Here is an 18,791-nt window from a genome sequence, read left to right as displayed (position 1 = left end):
TGAACTATTTTTAAAACATAAAAAAACCTAGCAGAAGCTAGGTTTTTGATTAGTCTGATTTATTCTTGAATAAATAGCGTGTCATGATATTCAGCTGTAGCTAACAATTCTTCTTTAGTAAAGTTAGGAATGAGCTTATCAATAGCAATATGAACCGCTTTGATGACCGCTGAAGAAGCGATATCAGACGCCTTACGTTTAATCATACCCAGATCTAGGGTCTTATTAAAATCATTCATAAAGTGACGAACTGCAGCTTCACCGAATTGTTTGTATTGTTCAGACAGAACTGCACGATTGACATCATTGCCTGCACGTACTTCTGCAAAGCTATTTTTTAAGTTTGTCACTAAATCAGCGGGTAATGGAGCACCGACACGATAATTACCCTCTGGATCTTTGAATAAACTCTTTTCAGAGAATTCAATCGATTGTCTCACGACGTCATTTGGTGCTTTACCCAATAACTGTTTAAGTAGTACCGATACTGTTGATTTAATATAACCAGCAAGTTTTTCAGCTGTTTCTCGTTTGTCACTTGCAGGGAAACGACGTACAAGTTCAACTAAAATTGCATCGATAATTTCATCATTAATAGCGAGTGCAGTTTGATCACGCAAAGGGTAAAGTGGTTCGTTTGAATTTTTTTTCTCAATTCCAGTTTGAATATTCTTTAACAAAGATTCAGATGGAATAAAACCAAAATATGACATCGTATAACCTCAACTATTCTTCAATTTATTGTCGCGCCAATCGAATTGGGCTTGGCATCCATGCAAAGTCCGATACACGACAAGGGTTAATGTCTAAACCACCACGGCGTGTATAAGTCGCATATACCATCAACTTTTCAGGATTAAAGTTTTCCCAAATATCTGCGTAGATTTGTTCAACGCATTGTTCGTGAAAGCCATTATGCTGACGATAGGAGATAATATAAGCTAAAATTGAACGATAACAAGGTTTTTTGCCACGATATCTTAAAAAAACTGTGCCCCAATCAGGCTGACCTGTGACTGGGCAGTTACTTCTTAATAAATGCGAATATAATTGAATTTCAACGATTTCTTCGGAAGACACTGCATCGAGTTTGAGTAAGCTCGCATCAGGGTGGTTTTCAAGACGTTCAGGCTCATAATGGTCGATACATATTCCTACAGGCTGAGCAATATTCAATTGATCAACATCGAATAATTCAAGTCTGACTTCTGCATTGGCTGCTTTAGAAAGATCACGCTCGACTGTCTCAATAAACTGATTTTGAGATTCAAATTTAGCAAAATTCAGACTATTGAAATATAGTTTAAGAGATTTGGACTCGATGAGATAAGGTGATGAAGCAGGAAGATGCATTCGACCAATTGCAACTTGAGGAATCCCTAACAGATTCAACCAAGAAATTTCAAAAATATGCCACCAATCAATTCCTTGTTGAATACCATCTACATGTGCGTACTTCGCTCGTGCTTCTGCGCGAGCAATTGGAAATAGCACCTCAGGTTGATATTCAGTTGGATAGTTGGTGTCTTTGCCTAAAAGAGATTGTTCAACGCTCATTATTCACGCATTCCTGAACCACGGGAGAGTAAGTGATAAGCGACCGCATATAGCACGGCGCAACACGCTGTGATTACTAATAAAGAAATAGATACATTTACATCGCTATGACCAAGGATCCCATAACGGAATGCATTGACCATATATACGACAGGGTTAATTAAAGATAAATTTTGCCAAAATGGGCTTAATGCAGAAATTGCATAGAACACCCCACCTAAATAGGTCAACGGTGTTAAAACAAAAGTGGGAATAATCGAAATATCATCAAATGACTTTGCATAGACCGCATTAATAAATCCACCTAATGCAAACAGTAATGATGTAATCAGGACGGTATAAATTGTGACGAACCAGTTGGTAATATATAAGTCAGTAAAAAATAAACTCATTGCAGTCACAATGATAGCAACCAATAAGCCTCTAGCAACACCACCAAGCACATAACCCCAAAGTACGGCATGTAAAGGCACTGGACTCATGATCAGTTCTTCAATACTTTTTTGAAATTTAGAACTAAAAAAGCTTGATGAAACGTTGGCATAACTATTAGTAATGACAGCCATCATAATTAGACCAGGTACAATGAACTGCATGTAGGTAAAGCCACCCATTTCCCCAATTCTTGAACCGACTAGATTTCCAAAAATCACAAAATACAGTGACATGGTAATTGCTGGTGGTAACAATGTTTGTGGCCAAATGCGCATAAATCTACGAATTTCCTTATGGATAATCGTATATAAAGCTACAGCGAGTTGGTTAAAATTCATTGCGCGGCTCCATCAAGATTCTTTTCGACCATTTTGACGAATAACTCTTCTAAACGATTTGATTTATTACGCATACTTCGAACTTGAATGTTCTGTGATTCTAGAAGTTGAAAAAGATCATTCATGCTATGTGCTTTATCAAGCGTAATTTCTAAGGTCACTGGATCAACCAAATTAAATTTCACACCAATAATGTCAAGTTGTATCGGTTCTATAGGTTCAGCCAAATCAAAAATGAAAGATTCTTCATTTAATTGATTTAAGAAGTTCTTCATGGTGGTGTCTTCTTTAATGACGCCACGATCAATAATTGCAATTTTGCGACACAGTACTTCTGCTTCTTCTAAATAATGTGTTGTGAGAATGATAGATGTACCTTTCTGATTCATTTCTGTTAAGAAGTCCCACATCGAGCGACGTAGTTCAATATCAACACCAGCAGTCGGTTCATCGAGAATTAACAGTTTCGGATCATGCATCATTGCTCGGGCAATCATAAGGCGGCGTTTCATTCCCCCAGATAGCATACGGGCTTGAGTAGAACGTTTTTCCCATAAACCTAATTTGGTCAGATACTCCTCTGCACGAGTTTCAGCAACTTTTTTTGGAATGCCGTAATAACCTGCTTGTGTGACTAAAATATCGAAAGTCTTTTCAAATTGCGCAAAGTTAAACTCTTGAGGGACTACACCCAAGCATTGTTTAGCTTGAGAAGGATGTGTATCGAGGTTATGACCAAAAATCTGGACAGTTCCTGCAGTTTTTTTTGTAAGAGAGCTGATGATGCCAATAGTGGTTGATTTACCTGCACCATTAGGGCCTAGAAGTGCATAAAATTCACCTTCTGGAACATCTAAATTAATTCCTTTTAGTGCTTGAAAACCATTTCGATAGGTCTTCGACAAATCCCTTAAGGTCAATGCATCAGTCATGAATATCTCGAATGGTGAAAAGTTGAGATATTGTGAGTGATCTTGAAAAATAAACCAAGCTTTGTAATCAGAATTCTCTGTTTTGATGTTGAAACACTGTATAAAGCATGAGCACTAAAAATTCGAAAGATATATAGTTGCTTTACCTTAGAGATTTTTTTGTTATGATGTGCGCACTTCCTAAAATGCGCTCATAGCTCAACTGGATAGAGTACAGGTCTCCGAAGCCTGTGGCGTGGGTTCGAGTCCCGCTGAGCGCACCATTTCTTTTATGTCTTTCAAACAAAACATAGTCCGTCAAATAAAATATTTTTAGTAAATTTTTATCAAAATTTAGTGCGTAATCTGAATTGTTAATCTGAGTCGATTGAATCGTGAGATGCTCCAATACTGACAAATAATAATATATTTAGTCTCAAAATAAACATAAAAATGCAAAATATTTCACATAAAATTTACATGGCTTATTTTAAATTTAAATTGCGGTATTGCCGTATAAATCACATAAATTATGAATAATTCAAATAAGAGGCACAACAATGTACGAAGAAAAAGTTTTGATCCAAAATCGAATTTCGTGGGCGAGTATTTTCGCTGGCGTTATTGTTGTATTAGCTATTTCAATTTTAATATCATTGCTAGGCGTTGCATTAGGATTTGCGCTCCTAGATCCACAATCTACCACTGATATTACAAATGGCTCAGGGATAGCAATAAGCGTATGGACAATTATTTCATTGTTAGTATCGTTGGCTATTGGTGGATTTGTTGCAGGTCACTTAGCTCAAGCTGATGGTGCAATCCATGGCTTTATTGTCTGGTCACTTTCATTGCTGTTAGGTATCTGGTTTGGTGCAATGACCATTAGCGGCGCGGCAAAAATTACTGGTAGTGCGATTAGTTCAGTCAGTAGTGCTGCGGGTAGTGTAGCATCAGGAATTGGTCAAGGTGGCGTTAATTTAACTCAGATCGGAGTTCAAGCTTTTGAGGAATTAGTTCCTTTACCAAAGCTTGAAAATAGTGATGAAAAGATGTCAGAAGCATTACGCAAAACTGGGATCGAGGAACTGCAACCTGAATTCTTAAAAGCGCAGGGTGAATGGGCAAAGGAGCAAATTAAGGTTGCTGCAAAAGAGTTGGTGATTCATCCAGATTACAGTGATGCTATTATTCAAAAGTTATCAGAACAATTAAAAAATCGTGCACAATCTGTGACTGCTTCTATTAATAAGAATGAAGTCAGTGCTGCTTTAGCGAAAAATTCATCTCTAACTCCGCAAGAAGCGAATCAAGTTGTCAATAATTTCCTTATACAGCAGGATAAATTCTTTAATGATTTAGAGGCGAATATTCAATCTGCTAAATTGAAATATACTGAACTAAAAGATCAAGCACGTGAAAAAGCAGCTGATGCGACTAAAGCTGCTGCAAAAGCTGCTTTATGGTCATTTATTGGTTTATTTATTGGATTGATTGTGACGATTTTTGCTGGCCGTTTTGGTGTAAATCATTCAAATAATCGTTCACGTCATTTGGCTTAATTCTGAGCTTAAATTTAGAATTAAAAGTCGACCCATTTCGGTCGACTTTTTTGAATTAAAACTTTGTTCATATTCGCGAAACTTATTCTTATCTATAAATAAAAAAATTCAATTGTATTTTTTTTATACAGTTGTTGAAAAGTGTTAAAGTCACTTCACATCACATATTGAAAGTATTAAATTAAAACTCACAGTAGGTTGTAAATAAATATTCAACGCTACTGACGAGTTGGACGGATCAATGACAGTTAGTTGAGTTCAGTTGAACAATAAATCTAACACTAGCCTTCCAACATAAAGCCCGCGTAAAGCGGGCTTTTTCATATCGGAATTATGCTTTAAACATGACTTCAACATCATATTTTCGAAATTCACTGAGCAGGTCTTGAATGATCGATCCACCCGTTTGTTCTGAAGCATTGAGCAGGACTTCTTTATTTTCAAGGCTATCAAAACATTCTATGTGATTGATTTGCCATTGATGTTCTTGATCAGCTTGCTCAATGATAATACGTCGAGGCTGCAATGAGCCATCTGCTTGACGCGGAATAACATTGGTAATGGCGAGCTGGATTTTTTCCACCTGGTCATGGGCATGCAAGAAGGTGAGAACCCAATTTCCGACTTTTTTAAGATACATAGGATTATCTAAAGGATCAAATTCTAGAATTTGGCTGAGTTTAGACATAAGGCACCTATTTATACCGTTGTTGTATGATCGTATTAATATATTTATGAGAAAGATGTTCTACTTCGCCTTAGTCTAATAGCGGATGAGGTGGGCAGTGTTGAATGAATAAAAATAATAAAAAATATTTAATTATCATGTGATTATATTATTTTAATTATTGGTGTAAATTTTAGTTTAATCGTTTAAAAGTATTAAAAAAAATAGTTAATTTCTCACTTTGAGGTTTAGGTTCAAAGTGAGAGTCATGAAATATTGCTTAAAGCGTATCAATTAAAGTTTTTTCTAAGGCTTTTTTCAAATAGGGATCCAAGTCTTCTTGTCTTAGTAACCATGAAACATAATCTTTTGGAAGATCTACAATGGCTGTCCCACGATGTTTACCGAAGTTAATTGTACGAGGGATACGTGCATCTTCAGATACTTCATAGAGTTCTTCAATGTTTTGAATACCCAAATGATGAATAATGTGCATTAAAATATTTGCAGTCAAAATAATATCTGCGTCAGCTCGATGGGCACCTTTTAACATCTCTCTAGCTTTGCTACTGCCTTTACTAATCATATAAATTAAAGCAGAAATGTTGTGTGCTTCTGCATGAGGCCAAACTAGTCGAGAAAGAGCGAGTGTACAGATGGCTTTAATATGACTTGTTTCAACGCCGCATTGCTGAATAGCTCGAATATCATAATCAATATTATGACCAATAATATACGTCGTTTCTTGAGGTAACTCGAAGGTTCTGAAGTTGGGTTGATCTACTAAATCGCTTTCAAGAATATGATGAACCGCCATTGCAGCATAGGAAATTTTTTCGTCACCAATGCTATATAGTTGGTCAAAAATTTTTTCGCGATCAAGACTTAATTTGCCTTGTTCAATCTGAATAGGAGCATATGCAATTTCTATGGGCAAACCGTTTAATGTATGGGTTTCAGTATCCAAGATAATGGCTTGCATGCAAATGTCCAAGTTAATGATAAAGATGTAATTAATTTAACATTTTCAAATCTGAGCTCACAGTAATAAAGTCAATGAATTGTATAAATTATGCTGAATTGAACAAATTATGGGAATTATTTAGATAAGGTGCTCATTTAAAGAAATTTCGTTTTCTATGATATTGACGCTGCAAGTTTAGACTGTAGGTTGTTAAAGGCAATTTTCAAAAATGAATGAATTTAAAAAAGAATAGTCATAATTCAGATATTTGTTTTTAATAGTAATTGAGTAAACACACAGGAATTAATCAAATTTAATTGCAAACTGTTTAAACTTCATTCTCGAAATTTAACAAGTTCATGTTACAATACGCGCCAATCTTAGCACGGCTTAAAAGCCCTACATTAATAGGACCTCGCTAATGTTTGCCAATATCTCTATTGCTGACTTTGATCCAGAATTAGCTCAAGCTATTACGAGTGAAGATGCTCGTCAGGAAGCTCATATTGAGTTAATCGCTTCAGAAAACTATTGCTCTCCAGCAGTAATGGAAGCTCAAGGTTCAAAACTCACTAACAAATATGCAGAAGGCTACCCAGGCAAACGCTACTATGGCGGTTGTGAATATGTAGACGTGATTGAACAATTGGCAATTGACCGTGCTAAAGAACTCTTTGGTGCTGATTACGCGAACGTTCAGCCTCATGCTGGTTCTCAAGCAAACTCTGCAGTTTATCTAGCGCTTCTTAACCCAGGCGATACTGTTTTAGGTATGAGCTTAGCTCACGGTGGTCATTTGACTCACGGTGCTAAAGTTAGCTTCTCTGGTAAAACATATAATGCGATCCAATACGGTTTAGATCCAGAAACGGGTGAAATCGATTACGAAGAAGTTGAACGTTTAGCTGTAGAACACAAGCCACGTATGATTGTCGCTGGTTTCTCTGCTTATAGCCAAATCGTTGATTGGCAGCGTTTCCGTGAAATCGCAGACAAAGTAGGCGCTTATCTATTCGTTGATATGGCTCACGTTGCTGGTCTTGTTGCTGCTGGTGTTTATCCAAGCCCAGTTCAAATTGCTGACGTAACTACAACGACGACTCACAAAACACTTCGTGGTCCACGTTCAGGTTTAATCCTTGCAAAAGCAAATGAAGAAATTGAGAAAAAACTTCAATCTGCTGTATTCCCAGGTAACCAAGGTGGCCCTTTAGTTCATGCTGTAGCGGCTAAAGCAATCTGCTTCAAAGAAGCAATGGCTCCTGAATACAAAGCATATCAACAACAAGTTGTGAAAAACGCGCAAGCAATGGCTGAAGTGTTAATCGAACGCGGTTATGATGTTGTTTCAGGTGGTACGAAAAACCACTTGTTCTTGTTGTCTCTCATCAAACAAGACATTACAGGTAAAGATGCTGATGCTTGGTTAGGTGTGGCTCACATCACTGTGAACAAAAACTCTGTGCCAAACGATCCACGTTCTCCATTCGTAACTTCTGGTATCCGTATCGGTACTCCAGCTGTAACAACTCGTGGTTTCGGTGAAGCAGAAGTACGTGAACTTGCAGGTTGGATCGCGGATATCTTAGATTCTAAAGGTGATGAAACTGTCATCAACGCTGTGAAAGCTAAAGTTGAGACTGTATGCGCTAAATTCCCAGTTTACGCAAAATAATCTTCGACTTGAGAAAAGCCCCCTCAAGGGGGCTTTTTTATTGAATGTTGGAATGTCAAATCTGTCATTTTTAGATAGTTCTGATATAACTGATGTATCTATTAATTATTCAATTGTCGTTATACATTTGAATTGGAGCAGAAAATGAGCCATCCAAATATTATTATTTCTGAACAGGATTTAAATCGTTTAGAAACCATGTTGGAACATCAGAAGCAGGTAACTCCAACGATGGAGCATTTAGAAAATGAGTTGGCTCGTGCTGAAGTCGTACAGCCTAAAGATATCCCTGCCAATGTAGTAACGATGAATGCTAGAGTGCTGATAACGGTTGCACCGTCCACTGAATCTACAGAGATTGTGCTGGTATATCCCCATGACTTTAAAGGTGAAAAGGGGCAGGTTAATGTGATTGCACCTATTGGTGCAGCAATCCTAGGTTTGGCGGAAGGACAAGAAATTGAATGGCCTCAGCCTGATGGGCAAACAATGAAAGTGAAAATTGATAAAGTGCTCTATCAGCCTGAACGTGAGGGTATATATCTTTAACTAAAAAATAAAGCCTCTTGTGGAGGCTTTAAAGTTTATTATTTCATCGTGGTTTGTTGTATATATTTATTTATATAAGTTTCGCGTATTTCCCTGCGCTGCTCGGCAGTCGTCGCGTTCATCATTTTTTTACGCAAATCATTTCGTTCACTTGAGCTCATCTGTTGCCAAGTTTCGCGCATTTGTATTTTTTCTTGTTCAGGCAGTTTAGTAAACCAATCCATTCTTTGTTGTAGAACAACACTTTGCTCTTCAGGAATTTCTTTCAAATTTTGATAGCGTTTAATCAGTGCTTTTTGTTCTTCTTCAGAAAGCGATTCCCAAGATTCATTAAGTTCAGAATTATTGTCTTTCGAGAAGATCCAAAAACGTTCATAGCCTGCAAAACTGGTTTGTAAAAAACCTAATGTGCAGAGTGCAATCGCTAAGCCTTTAGCTGCCATGAGCTGATTTATCCTCACCAAAAACAGATAACATTTCTAGATCTTCCATCATTTGCGGAGAAAGTTTAGGGGTGACAATCACTTGTTGTGGGCTTGGAGCTTCTTCCAAATCAAATGCATTTGGAAGTACCACAAATCCTGTGATCGCGGCTGCTAATGCAAAACCAGTAACTTTCCAAGTCATCAACTGAGAAAATAACGGTTTGTCTTTAATCTCATCGAGTACATGCTCCATCACGACCGCTTTATTGCGATGTTGTGATGCCAGTACATTCAATTTTTCAGTCACTTGTTTGGTAAATTCATCATGATTCATCCGATGATCCCCCGTCATTTGGGTTTAAGTGAGACAAAGCAGATCTTAAGCCCTGTATAGCTCGATGGTAATGGGTCTTTACACTGCCTTCTGAACAATTCATGATTTCGGCTGTGGTTTGTGTATCAAACCCTTCCCATGCTCTCAACATAAATGCTTGTTGTTGGCGAACAGGTAACTTAGAAATTGCATTTTGAATCTCCTCAACAGCCATCTCTTGTGCAAGAAATTGCAGCGGATTAGGTGTTGATTCATCCACAATATTGATGGTTTCGTCATCATCTTCATCGTGGTTATTTTTTTTAAATAACGAGAATGGAAAAGCCCGTCGAGATTCTTTACGACGCCAATCCTGAAGTTTGTTATTTAAAATGGTATAGAAAAGGGGATACCACTCTGCAGTGGATTTATCAGCATAAGATTTATGCAAAGATATAAAAGCTTCTTGGACTAAATCCATGGCAATGCCATTGTGTCCTTGAGTTGCACTTTCCATCATCACCAATGCACGCCCAGTGACGTCTTGCATAAAATATTTAAGACGTTGTTCGGCCGTATTCAAAAGAACACTCGAATCTTCAGGCTTGACTTTTTTTGGTGCTAAATCCATAGAGATGGAAAATCCCGTCATTGGGTACCCACCATTATTTTCTAATCGTTACTTATATAACGTCAAAACATAATGGTAGGTTGACAATCTAAGCAACTATTTTTTAGCAGTTTAATAGATTTTTTTATTTTCAGTGACTTCGTTAATATATTTTAACGAATCATATCCGTTGGCGTACCATTTCAAAGAAACAAATCGATCCGGCAACTGCAACGTTTAATGATTCTTGACCACCCGGTTGGGGAATGGTAATTGCTGAAGCATGTGCTAGGGCATATTCCGAAACGCCTTGACCTTCATTGCCCAGTACCCATACGCAAGCTTGAGTTAAGTCTTTTGCATATAAACTTTCTGATTCATGTGAGCTCGTGACATACACGGGAATTTTGAATTGAGACAGCACATCTTCAAGCGCAACGTTTTCATAGGTTTTTAATGAAAAGTGCGCACCCATTCCTGCTCGTAATACGCGAGGAGACCACAAAGATGCTGAACCTTTGGTGCAAACAACTTGTTCAATACCTGCAGCCGCAGCTGAACGAAGTAATGTACCCACATTGCCTGGATCTTGAACATTTTCAAGAATTAAAGTGTCTTGAGTGTAATCTAGAGCATCACGTTGAGTTGGTAAATCTACAATCGCTAAACATGCTAAGGTGGTTCCTAGCGTGCTAATGTCTTTATAGAGTGATTCACTAATAACAAACACTGAACCTGTATAGTGTTGTGCGATTTCGTCAAAATCGGCGTGTTCCATTGCTTTTTCAGTGGTAAAAATCGAATTCAGCTTACGATTTTTTTCTAACCAAGCTAAGCACAAATGTGTGCCTTCAAGAACAGTTTGGCCTTGCTTTTTACGGTAACTATTTTGATCAATTAAACCACGTAAATGTTTAATTTTCGGGTTGTCTTTAGATTCTAAAAAGATAATGGCCATTCAGTTTGACTTCCATGAGAGCCTAAATCAATAGGCTCTCAATTGTAAAATTATTGATGATAAGCAGTAACAAGCTCAACTTCATTTTTTGAACCAATAACGACTGGTACACGTTGGTGAAGTTCAGTCGGTTGGATTTCCATAATACGCACGCGACCTGTTGTCGAAGCACCACCTGCTTGTTCCATGAGCATACTCATTGGATTTGCTTCATACATAAGACGTAGACGACCTGCTTTCTTAGGATCTTTGGTATCGTAAGGGTATAAGAAGATCCCACTACGGCAAAGAATACGGTGGATATCACCAACCATGCAGGCAACCCAACGCATATTAAAGTCTTTTTCACGTACAGATGTTTTACCCGCTTGTAGCTCACCAATATAGCGTTGAACAGGTTCTTCCCAATGACGTTGGTTTGAAGCATTAATGGCGTATTCTTTTGTATCGGCATCCACTTGGATATTTTCAGTCGTCAACAGGAATGTTTTTGATTCTGGATCAAATGTAAAGAAAACAGTACCTGCACCAACGGTTAATGCCATCATAGTTGATGGGCCATATAACACATAACCAGCTGCGACTTGTTCAGTGCCTGCTTGAAGGAAATCTTCTGCTTGTGTCACTGAATTTTTGGCAGGCAGGATAGAGAAGATTGTGCCAACACACATATTGATATCGATATTACTTGAGCCATCTAGTGGGTCAAATAAAACTAAATACTTACCGTTCTCTTGTGCTGGTGTAAACTCATCGAGTTCTTCAGAAGCTAAACCGCCTACATTTGCGTTGTTTTTTAGCGCATCAATTAAATAGTCATTTGAAATAACATCTAATTTTTTTTGTGCTTCACCTTGTACATTTTCATTACCAGCACTACCTAATACACCCGCTAAGGCACCCTTTTGCAATGCTGAATCGATGGTTTTACACGTTTCAGCAATTGTTTCAATCACATTAGAGAGTTCAGGCGTTAGATTTCCTTGTTGTTGTGCAAGATATTGTGACAAGGTGAGGTATGACATTACAAGGACGCTCCTAAAAGCTTTAAAAGAATAAAATTTGGATCTTGGGCTATTTTAGATGAGTTCAGTGCAAAATAGAAATTATCCTGCGTTATTTGTGGTGATTTTGCACTTGCCAGAGTTTTAGAACATGGTATGTTGGTAGGAGGATGATTTTAAAAGGAGCTTTAAAATGAGCATTCAAAAGTTTGAAGCAACTCCAACGCCAGGTGAGGCAATCGACTTAAACGAAATTAGTTCAGAGAGTTCCAAGGAAGCATGGAAACAGTACGAGGCTAAACCTGAATATAAAGAGTTTAATAAGCATGACATGATTGAGTCTATGCAAGTGCCCATGCCAGACTCGCAAAGGTCTTAAACCTGATATAAAAAAAGCGCTCGAATTGAGCGCTTTTTTTGCATTCATTAGCGAAGAAGTGGTGGCACTGCTTCATAATTGAGTTCTACACGACGGTTTTCTTTCCACGCAGCTTCATTGTTACCTGTATTAATTGGCATTTCTTTACCATAACTCACAGCTTCGAGTTGGTTTGGATTTACACCATTTGTAACCAAATAACTTTCAACTGCTTTGGCACGTCGCTCACCCAAAGCCATATTGTATTCACGCGTTCCACGTTCATCGGTATGACCAGTTAATGCGATTTTAGAGTTTGCATTTGCCAATAAAAATTGTGCATGTGCTTGGAGGGTTTGATAGTCCTCAGTAGATAGCTCACTGCTGTCATAATCAAAGTGAACAACACGTTTAGCCAAGAAAGCTTTATTGGCTTCAGTTACCCCTTTAGCAGAAGCACCCGTTAAGTTTTGAGCATTTAATGCTGCATCTTCACTGAGACCAGTCGTATTTACAGAGGTGGACGTTGATGGTGGTGTCATCGTAGTGGTATCTGTAGTTGCTGGTTTACGGCTTGCGCAACCCGTCATTACTAAACTTACAGCAATGAGTGGAAGAGCAAACGTTTTAATCGCGTTCATGTTCATCTCCTTGAAAGATTAAATTCGATTATTTAGGTGCCCAAGCAGGTTCACGAACTTCACCTTGCTCGCTAGGTAAATTCATGCGGAAGCGGCCGTCTGTAGACATAATCGATAACAATCCACGGCTGCCTTCACGTGTCGCATATACGACCATTTGACCATTTGGTGAAAAGCTTGGTGATTCATCTAAACTGGTTGGCGTTAATATGTTCGTGATCCCAGTGGAGATTTCCTGAATTGCTACCTTATAGTTGCTACCTGAAGGGCGATGTACTAAAGCAACATATTTACCATCGGCACTTAAACTGCCACGTGCGTTGAATGCTCCGCGGAAAGTCAAACGTTTTGTTGAACCATCAGCAAACGTGTAATGATAGATCTGTGCTGAACCACCACGGTCTGAGGTAAAGATAAAACCTTTACCATCTGGGGTATAGCGAGCTTCTGTATCAATTGCTGTATTATTTGTCATACGCTTCACTTGGCGCGTATTTAAATCCATTTGATAAATTTCAGGGTTGTCATGCATTGAAGCAGTGAACAACATGCTTTTACCATCTGGGGAAAAACTTGGCGCACCGTTTAAGCCACGGAAGCCAGCTAATTTTTCACGTTGTCCAGTCGCTAAATCTTGAACATAGATCGCTGGACGTTTAGTTTCGAATGAAACATAAGCGATTTTTTTGCCATCAGGTGTCCAAGCAGGGGATAAAATTGGATCGCGCGAACTCAATACAGTACGTGGTTGTTCGCCGTCCGTATCTGCGATTTGTAAAGTATAGCGATTATCAGGAGTCGCAGGATTTCGCAAAACATAAGCGATGCGACCACTAAAGTCACCAGGAATACCTGTTAATGCTTGGTAAATCGCATCACTGATCATATGTGCTGCAGATCGAATTCGCGATGGTGGTACAGTTAATAGTTCATTGAGCAAATATTGTTGTTTTTGGACATCATAGAGTTGGTAATGAACAGCCAGTGAGCCATCAGGATTGGTTTTAACTTCACCATTCACAACATAAGGTACGCCTGCAGATTGCCAAGCAGCACCATTGGCTTGATTGATGGTTGCTGTTGCAGGTAAATTTTTAGATGAACTGGTAAAGCGACCTGAACGGTTTAAATCTTGCTCTACAACAGGGTATAAGCGTTGATCACCTACGAATGGCACGATAGCAATTTTTGGTGCTTCTTCAGGTGCTTTAGCAATTTCAAGATGAAGCTGTGCATAAGAGGTCGTAATGAGGGCAGGGCTAAATGCTGCCAAAATTGCTAAACCGAGAAGATGTTTTGAGATCATTTTCATGAGAGGTCACGTACTCAAGATACTAATTTTTCGAATATTCTAGCTTTTTAGCATATAGCTCCGTACCGAATCTATATAAAGCGTGTAATTATCCGCAATTCATAAAAAAACCTTTCGACGAATCGAAAGGTTTTTTATTATTTCACGGTGAATGAAGAAGTGAAACTACGAGCTTCACGCCTTGCATCAGGATCGGATGGCATCGGATATGGTGCTGCTGCACGAACAGCCTGTTCAACACTGGCTTTGACATCTGGATCTGATGCATTGACGATGACTGAAGTCACAGAACCACTGTCAGATAATGTCACGCGTGCTGTCGCTTTTTGACCTGAAGAGCCTATTGGCATTCTCCAAGCACCTTTAATTTTTTGCTCAAAGTCTCTTTTTGCTGAAGAAGCGATGCGTTTAGATTCAGCTTTTTTGTTGGCTGCTTCTTGTCTAGCTTTTTCAGCGGCAGATTCTCGAGCTTCAGCTTCGGCACGTTCTCTGGCTTCGGCATCCGCTTTTCTTTGTGCTTCCTGACGAGCTTTCGCATCAGCTTCCGCTTTAGCTTTGGCATCAGCTGCAGCCTTAGCTTTACGATCAGCATCTTGTTTTGCTTTGGTTTCAGCAGCAGCTTTAGCTTTCCGGTCGGCTTCTTGTTTGGCTTTAGCATCTGCTTCCGCTTTAGCTTTACGATCAGCATCTTGTTTTGCTTTGACTTCAGCAGCAGCTTTGGCTTTCCGGTCGGCTTCTTGTTTGGCTTTAGCATCGGCCTCCGCCTTAGCTTTCCGATCAGCTTCTTGCTTAGCTTTGGCTTGAGTTGCCTCAGCTTTAGCTTTTCGATCAGCTTCTTGTTTCGCTTTTAAAGCCGCATCAGCTTTCGCCTTTTGTTGTTGTTCCTGTTTTGCGCTTTGCTCAGCTGCTTTGGCTTTTTGAGCGGTCTCTTGTTTAGCTTTAGCATCGGCCTCAGCTTTAGCTTTCCGATTCGCTTCTTGAGTCGCTTTACGTTGTGCTTCAACCGCAGCTTTACGTTCGGCTTCTTGTTGAGCTTTAACCGCTGCCACTTGCTCAGCTTTACGGTCGGATTTTGGCTCTTCGGCTTTTGGTTGAGTTGGAGGAGATACAGGAGGCGCAACAGGAATCACAGGAGCATTTTTAATCGGCTCATTGGTCTGTTGAACATTTTCTTGAACGTTCTGGTGCGCTGTATCTGAGTGATCAGATTCAACCAATGGTGTGGGTTCAGGTGGTACCAGATCTTCAGGTTTAACTAAAACTGTTTTAACAGTTTTAGTTGGCTCAGGAGGTTGAGTCAACCCAAGGAACAATAAGCCTGTGATCGCAATCACATGGACCGCAACAGTGAATCCGATTGCAATTTTCTTTTCTTTTGAAAAGCGAGAGTTAGATTCTTTCATAGCTTATTGAATTGGTTTGGTCAGCAAGCCAACTTGATTGATCCCTGCATCTTGTAAGTTTGACATGAGCGTCATCACCTCACCATAAGGTCGAGTATTATGACCATTGATGACGACACTAAATTGTTTATTCTCACGTTCAGCAGTTTGTTGTGCATCACGGAGTGTCTGTTGTAATTCCTGCAAGCTCAGTGGACTTGGTTGGCTACCCTTGTATTCTAAAAAGTATTGTCCTTGTTGATCTAAAGTCACCATAGCTGGTGCATCCTTAGATTCAATCGGTACACTGTTTGCTTCAGGTAAATCAACTTTTATGCCACTTGTGATCATTGGTGCGGTCACCATAAAAATCACTAAAAGTACTAACATGACATCAATATAAGGAACTACATTCATGTCACTGTTAAGTGGCTTTTTGATGCGTTGGAAACGCCCTGAACGACGAACGGCCATTTATTCAGCTTCCTGTGTAGAACCCACAGAACGACGTTGTAAAAGCGCCACCATTTCTTCAGCAAACAAGGAACGATCTGAGTAAATTTCTTCACTTTTGGCCGTATAGTGGTTGAATGCAAGTACTGCAGGAATCGCAGCAAATAAACCAATAGCAGTCGCAATGAGGGCTTCCGCGATACCTGGTGCGACAGTTGCTAGCGTCACTTGATCGACTTGGGCTAAGCCGATAAAAGCATTCATAATGCCCCAGACTGTACCAAATAAACCAACATAGGGCGCAACCGAACCAATACTGGCAAGTGCACTGAGGCCTTGTTCCATACGGCTCTGATCTCGGCTTAAACCCACCCCAAGAATACGCTCTGTGCCATCAATGACTTGTGCTGTTTCAGCTTTGGTTTTTTTGAGTTTGAGAAACTCTGCAAAACCAAGATAAAAAACATCTTCCAAGCCTTCACGCTTAGAGTTGACTTGTGCATTGTTATATAAAGTGTTGAGTTCAGCACCAGACCAAAAAATCTTTTGAAAATGATCATCACCTTGGCGAGCTTTTTTAAACGTCATATGTAACTTGGCAATAAGGTACCAGCTAAAGAGTGAAGCTAGTACCAACACCAGCATGACCAGTTGTACGACTGGACTCGCTTGAAGAATTAAATCTGTGACGTGAAGTGAAGATTCGAGTTGTGTTGCCATAGTTACATGTGCCAATCATATTTTTATGCGTGGGCTAATTCTTTTTCGATTAGATCACGGATTTCATTTGGAATTCTCAGCGGTTTCATTTCAGCGCTAATACACGCCAATTCTACTTCCCCTGAAGCTAGCATGATTTCACCACGATAAATATTTTGTTGCAATACAAAAGACGTTGCTTTACACGAAACTACACTTGCTGTAACAGTAATTAAGTCATCCATTAATATTGGACGTGAATATTTAAGCGCTAATTTATGCACGACAAAGTTGTAATCTTTTTGATGCCAGTAATGTGAAATCCCTGAAGCGCGTAACCATTCTGTACGTGCGCGTTCCATAAAGCGAATATGATTGGCATGATAAACAATGCCTCCTGCATCTGTATCTTCAATATACACTCGGATTTGAAATTCAAATTTGTTCGCCATACAGGTGTTCCATTACTTTAAATAGTCCAGTGTTTTGCAACATTCTTGACAAAGAATGCGAAACGCTGATTGATACAATGTTTGAAAGGCTTGAAGTTTAGCACTCCATTTTTACAGACCAATGGCACAAGATTTCAAAAATAGCTGTAGATTGGGCGAAATATTTTAAGATGAAAATGCAGATCTAATTGAATTTTATTCATGTTTGGCATAGGGCTTGCTTAAATAATTTCACATGAAATTTATAGTTGGATTTGGGTGTATGTTAAAAAAGTTAGCTTTATCGATTTCGATTGCTACATCGATATTAAGCCTTTCGACCATGAGTTTGGCTGAAGATTTTAAAATTTTAAAACAGATTGAAAGCAAGCCAACTTTACTAAAAAAAGGGGAATATGCTGGACACTATTATATTCCAAGCACACTCAATACTATTCAATGGGGTTATCTACCGAATAAAGATGCTAAGCCAGTTTTAACGGTTCCATCGGGGAGTCATGTGACTTTTGATACAGTGTCACATGAAGGTTTATTAGAGGATCAAGGGCGTGATGCTGAAAAATACTTTACATCTAAAGGTGTTAAAAAAGAGCACATTTTAGATGAAGCGAAATTGATCACCCGCTCTAATTTAAAGCATGATTTCCATAAAGATGGTCCACACATTATTACTGGTCCGATCTACGTTGAAGGTGCAATGCCGGGAGACGTGCTTAAAGTTGAAATATTGAAAATAGAACCACGTGTTCCTTATGGTGTTATTTCGAACCGCCATGGTAAAGGTACATTGCCTGAATTCCCTAAACGACAAAAACAGGATCATGCTTCGCCAGAAAATCCCGATGCTTATGGTAATGTTTCAGTATTTACACCCATTGCGCAAAATAAAGAGGGTGTATGGGAGGGGGTGATTCAAACAGAATCTGGTAAAGCGATTCGTTTTCCATTAAATCCGTTTATGGGTACAATGGGTGTTGCACCAAATACCAGCGAACCTGTTCACTCAGTTCCACCCTCATTTTATGGTGGAAATATTGATATTAATGATTTAACTGCTGGGGCAACCGCTTTTTATCCTGTTCAAGTTCCAGGTGCATTATTCTACACAGGTGATAGTCATTTTGTTCAAGGTGATGGTGAAGTTGCATTAACTGCTTTAGAAGGTTCAGCGCGTGCAACGTTTAAAATTAGTGTGTTAAAAGCGGGTAAAGATCATATTCCAGGTAAGCAACTTTCTCAGCCATTAGGTGAAAATGATCAATTTTGGATTACACCTGGCTTAGATAAAGATTTGGATGAAGCAATGCGTAAATCTACGCGTGAAGCAATCAATTTCTTAGTAAATGAATATGGCATAAGTGAAGAAATTGCATATGCTTATCTCAGTGCGGCGACTGATTTCGAAGTTTCTCAAGTTGTAGATAAAACAAAAGGCATCCATGCGATGATTCGTAAAGCAGATTTTAAAGAGTTCATCGAGCAGAAATAAATTTTTGAAATAAAAAATCCTCCATCAAGGAGGATTT

General features: G+C 39.0%; 22 protein-coding genes and 1 tRNA gene. 6 read left to right on the top strand and 17 right to left on the bottom strand.

From position 1 onward, the window contains the following. Positions 1 to 59: 59 nt before the first annotated feature. The 4 genes from AC1M86_RS01365 to AC1M86_RS01350 are packed head-to-tail and all read right to left on the bottom strand — an operon-like array spanning position 60 to position 3,262. Positions 60 to 713, bottom strand: a complete 654-nt coding sequence (locus tag AC1M86_RS01365) for a hypothetical protein (protein ID WP_092766031.1) — start codon at positions 711 to 713, stop codon at positions 60 to 62. 25 nt (positions 714 to 738) lie between these two features. Then, positions 739 to 1,557 carry an NADPH-dependent 7-cyano-7-deazaguanine reductase QueF gene (queF, locus tag AC1M86_RS01360; protein ID WP_481607061.1) on the bottom strand — a complete coding sequence of 273 codons (819 nt, stop codon included), beginning with the start codon at positions 1,555 to 1,557 and terminating at the stop codon, positions 739 to 741. After that, entirely contained in the window at positions 1,557 to 2,330 is a 774-nt protein-coding gene (locus AC1M86_RS01355; protein ID WP_092766033.1) for an ABC transporter permease, read from the bottom strand. The genes queF and AC1M86_RS01355 overlap by 1 nt, the downstream gene beginning before the upstream one ends. Beyond that, positions 2,327 to 3,262, bottom strand: a complete 936-nt coding sequence (locus tag AC1M86_RS01350; RefSeq protein ID WP_481595579.1) for an ABC transporter ATP-binding protein — start codon at positions 3,260 to 3,262, stop codon at positions 2,327 to 2,329. The genes AC1M86_RS01355 and AC1M86_RS01350 overlap by 4 nt, the downstream gene beginning before the upstream one ends. Positions 3,263 to 3,449: 187 nt before the next feature. Between AC1M86_RS01350 and AC1M86_RS01345 the strand changes: the two genes are divergently transcribed. Then, a tRNA-Arg gene (locus AC1M86_RS01345) sits at positions 3,450 to 3,525 on the top strand. Positions 3,526 to 3,801: 276 nt separating this feature from the next. Next, entirely contained in the window at positions 3,802 to 4,803 is a 1,002-nt protein-coding gene (locus AC1M86_RS01340) for a hypothetical protein (RefSeq protein ID WP_481607060.1), read from the top strand. Between the two features lie 331 nt (positions 4,804 to 5,134). Here AC1M86_RS01340 and AC1M86_RS01335 read toward each other — a convergent pair whose 3' ends face one another. Both AC1M86_RS01335 and AC1M86_RS01330 read right to left on the bottom strand, forming a co-directional pair. After that, positions 5,135 to 5,491 (bottom strand): hypothetical protein, encoded by a 357-nt coding sequence (locus AC1M86_RS01335; protein ID WP_481592887.1) that lies wholly within the window; start codon positions 5,489 to 5,491, stop codon positions 5,135 to 5,137. 259 nt (positions 5,492 to 5,750) lie between these two features. Further along, positions 5,751 to 6,452, bottom strand: coding sequence for a putative quorum-sensing-regulated virulence factor (locus AC1M86_RS01330; RefSeq protein WP_481595546.1), 702 nt, complete (start codon positions 6,450 to 6,452; stop codon positions 5,751 to 5,753). Between the two features lie 403 nt (positions 6,453 to 6,855). On the opposite strand from AC1M86_RS01330, the gene glyA reads away from it, so the two are divergent. Together glyA and rnk are read left to right on the top strand one after the other, a co-directional pair. Next, on the top strand, positions 6,856 to 8,109 hold the full coding sequence (glyA, locus tag AC1M86_RS01325; protein ID WP_481607059.1) for a serine hydroxymethyltransferase: 1,254 nt from the start codon (positions 6,856 to 6,858) through the stop codon (positions 8,107 to 8,109). Positions 8,110 to 8,253: 144 nt separating this feature from the next. Further along, a complete protein-coding gene (gene rnk, locus AC1M86_RS01320) occupies positions 8,254 to 8,658 on the top strand; it encodes a nucleoside diphosphate kinase regulator (RefSeq protein ID WP_481588470.1) in 405 nt (134 codons plus the stop codon). A 38-nt stretch (positions 8,659 to 8,696) separates the two neighbouring features. Here the strand turns inward: rnk and AC1M86_RS01315 are convergent, their stop codons facing one another. From AC1M86_RS01315 to AC1M86_RS01295, 5 genes are all read right to left on the bottom strand, one after another. Beyond that, entirely contained in the window at positions 8,697 to 9,101 is a 405-nt protein-coding gene (locus AC1M86_RS01315) for a DUF3106 domain-containing protein (RefSeq protein WP_481607058.1), read from the bottom strand. Then, positions 9,091 to 9,417, bottom strand: a complete 327-nt coding sequence (locus AC1M86_RS01310; protein WP_092766070.1) for a hypothetical protein — start codon at positions 9,415 to 9,417, stop codon at positions 9,091 to 9,093. The genes AC1M86_RS01315 and AC1M86_RS01310 overlap by 11 nt, the downstream gene beginning before the upstream one ends. Then, positions 9,407 to 10,027: an RNA polymerase sigma factor gene (locus AC1M86_RS01305; RefSeq protein WP_171260669.1), complete on the bottom strand. Its 621-nt coding sequence runs from the start codon at positions 10,025 to 10,027 to the stop codon at positions 9,407 to 9,409. Before AC1M86_RS01305 ends, AC1M86_RS01310 begins: the two co-directional genes overlap by 11 nt. A gap of 160 nt (positions 10,028 to 10,187) precedes the next feature. Beyond that, on the bottom strand, positions 10,188 to 10,964 hold the full coding sequence (locus AC1M86_RS01300) for a TrmH family RNA methyltransferase (protein ID WP_481595542.1): 777 nt from the start codon (positions 10,962 to 10,964) through the stop codon (positions 10,188 to 10,190). A gap of 50 nt (positions 10,965 to 11,014) precedes the next feature. Then, on the bottom strand, positions 11,015 to 11,989 hold the full coding sequence (locus AC1M86_RS01295) for a class 1 fructose-bisphosphatase (protein ID WP_035265714.1): 975 nt from the start codon (positions 11,987 to 11,989) through the stop codon (positions 11,015 to 11,017). Between the two features lie 172 nt (positions 11,990 to 12,161). Between AC1M86_RS01295 and AC1M86_RS01290 the strand changes: the two genes are divergently transcribed. Further along, positions 12,162 to 12,347 carry an NF038105 family protein gene (locus AC1M86_RS01290; RefSeq protein WP_035265716.1) on the top strand — a complete coding sequence of 62 codons (186 nt, stop codon included), beginning with the start codon at positions 12,162 to 12,164 and terminating at the stop codon, positions 12,345 to 12,347. Positions 12,348 to 12,394: 47 nt separating this feature from the next. On the opposite strand, the gene pal is transcribed toward AC1M86_RS01290, so the two are convergent. From pal to ybgC, 6 genes are all read right to left on the bottom strand, one after another. Then, a complete protein-coding gene (gene pal / locus AC1M86_RS01285) occupies positions 12,395 to 12,967 on the bottom strand; it encodes a peptidoglycan-associated lipoprotein Pal (protein ID WP_035265718.1) in 573 nt (190 codons plus the stop codon). A gap of 28 nt (positions 12,968 to 12,995) precedes the next feature. Beyond that, positions 12,996 to 14,279, bottom strand: a complete 1,284-nt coding sequence (gene tolB, locus AC1M86_RS01280; RefSeq protein ID WP_179998402.1) for a Tol-Pal system beta propeller repeat protein TolB — start codon at positions 14,277 to 14,279, stop codon at positions 12,996 to 12,998. A gap of 137 nt (positions 14,280 to 14,416) precedes the next feature. Beyond that, positions 14,417 to 15,682: a cell envelope integrity protein TolA gene (gene tolA / locus AC1M86_RS01275; RefSeq protein ID WP_481607057.1), complete on the bottom strand. Its 1,266-nt coding sequence runs from the start codon at positions 15,680 to 15,682 to the stop codon at positions 14,417 to 14,419. Positions 15,683 to 15,685: 3 nt separating this feature from the next. After that, positions 15,686 to 16,135: a protein TolR gene (gene tolR / locus AC1M86_RS01270; protein WP_092766076.1), complete on the bottom strand. Its 450-nt coding sequence runs from the start codon at positions 16,133 to 16,135 to the stop codon at positions 15,686 to 15,688. Beyond that, the gene (gene tolQ / locus AC1M86_RS01265) at positions 16,136 to 16,834 is read right to left on the bottom strand and encodes a protein TolQ (RefSeq protein ID WP_179998400.1); all 699 of its coding nucleotides are present in this window, start codon (positions 16,832 to 16,834) and stop codon (positions 16,136 to 16,138) included. It lies immediately after the preceding gene. Positions 16,835 to 16,857: 23 nt separating this feature from the next. Beyond that, positions 16,858 to 17,265 (bottom strand): tol-pal system-associated acyl-CoA thioesterase, encoded by a 408-nt coding sequence (gene ybgC / locus AC1M86_RS01260; protein ID WP_035265725.1) that lies wholly within the window; start codon positions 17,263 to 17,265, stop codon positions 16,858 to 16,860. A 262-nt stretch (positions 17,266 to 17,527) separates the two neighbouring features. Between ybgC and AC1M86_RS01255 the strand changes: the two genes are divergently transcribed. Next, positions 17,528 to 18,754 carry an acetamidase/formamidase family protein gene (locus tag AC1M86_RS01255; RefSeq protein WP_481607056.1) on the top strand — a complete coding sequence of 409 codons (1,227 nt, stop codon included), beginning with the start codon at positions 17,528 to 17,530 and terminating at the stop codon, positions 18,752 to 18,754. Positions 18,755 to 18,791 lie beyond the last annotated feature (37 nt).

The organism is Acinetobacter sp. ANC_7654 (genome assembly GCF_056779855.1).
This window is presented reverse-complemented; position numbering and strand designations above follow the sequence as displayed.

Bases quoted from the DNA above. Each gene is read 5' to 3' on its own strand.
- AC1M86_RS01365 (WP_092766031.1), bottom strand. From the start codon at position 713: ATGTCATATTTTGGTTTTATTCCATCTGAATCTTTGTTAAAGAATATT.
- queF (WP_481607061.1), bottom strand. From the start codon at position 1,557: ATGAGCGTTGAACAATCTCTTTTAGGCAAAGACACCAACTATCCAACT.
- AC1M86_RS01355 (WP_092766033.1), bottom strand. From the start codon at position 2,330: ATGAATTTTAACCAACTCGCTGTAGCTTTATATACGATTATCCATAAG.
- AC1M86_RS01350 (WP_481595579.1), bottom strand. From the start codon at position 3,262: ATGACTGATGCATTGACCTTAAGGGATTTGTCGAAGACCTATCGAAAT.
- AC1M86_RS01340 (WP_481607060.1), top strand. From the start codon at position 3,802: ATGTACGAAGAAAAAGTTTTGATCCAAAATCGAATTTCGTGGGCGAGT.
- AC1M86_RS01335 (WP_481592887.1), bottom strand. From the start codon at position 5,491: ATGTCTAAACTCAGCCAAATTCTAGAATTTGATCCTTTAGATAATCCT.
- AC1M86_RS01330 (WP_481595546.1), bottom strand. From the start codon at position 6,452: ATGCAAGCCATTATCTTGGATACTGAAACCCATACATTAAACGGTTTG.
- glyA (WP_481607059.1), top strand. From the start codon at position 6,856: ATGTTTGCCAATATCTCTATTGCTGACTTTGATCCAGAATTAGCTCAA.
- rnk (WP_481588470.1), top strand. From the start codon at position 8,254: ATGAGCCATCCAAATATTATTATTTCTGAACAGGATTTAAATCGTTTA.
- AC1M86_RS01315 (WP_481607058.1), bottom strand. From the start codon at position 9,101: ATGGCAGCTAAAGGCTTAGCGATTGCACTCTGCACATTAGGTTTTTTA.
- AC1M86_RS01310 (WP_092766070.1), bottom strand. From the start codon at position 9,417: ATGAATCATGATGAATTTACCAAACAAGTGACTGAAAAATTGAATGTA.
- AC1M86_RS01305 (WP_171260669.1), bottom strand. From the start codon at position 10,027: ATGGATTTAGCACCAAAAAAAGTCAAGCCTGAAGATTCGAGTGTTCTT.
- AC1M86_RS01300 (WP_481595542.1), bottom strand. From the start codon at position 10,964: ATGGCCATTATCTTTTTAGAATCTAAAGACAACCCGAAAATTAAACAT.
- AC1M86_RS01295 (WP_035265714.1), bottom strand. From the start codon at position 11,989: ATGTCATACCTCACCTTGTCACAATATCTTGCACAACAACAAGGAAAT.
- AC1M86_RS01290 (WP_035265716.1), top strand. From the start codon at position 12,162: ATGAGCATTCAAAAGTTTGAAGCAACTCCAACGCCAGGTGAGGCAATC.
- pal (WP_035265718.1), bottom strand. From the start codon at position 12,967: ATGAACGCGATTAAAACGTTTGCTCTTCCACTCATTGCTGTAAGTTTA.
- tolB (WP_179998402.1), bottom strand. From the start codon at position 14,279: ATGAAAATGATCTCAAAACATCTTCTCGGTTTAGCAATTTTGGCAGCA.
- tolA (WP_481607057.1), bottom strand. From the start codon at position 15,682: ATGAAAGAATCTAACTCTCGCTTTTCAAAAGAAAAGAAAATTGCAATC.
- tolR (WP_092766076.1), bottom strand. From the start codon at position 16,135: ATGGCCGTTCGTCGTTCAGGGCGTTTCCAACGCATCAAAAAGCCACTT.
- tolQ (WP_179998400.1), bottom strand. From the start codon at position 16,834: ATGGCAACACAACTCGAATCTTCACTTCACGTCACAGATTTAATTCTT.
- ybgC (WP_035265725.1), bottom strand. From the start codon at position 17,265: ATGGCGAACAAATTTGAATTTCAAATCCGAGTGTATATTGAAGATACA.
- AC1M86_RS01255 (WP_481607056.1), top strand. From the start codon at position 17,528: ATGTTAAAAAAGTTAGCTTTATCGATTTCGATTGCTACATCGATATTA.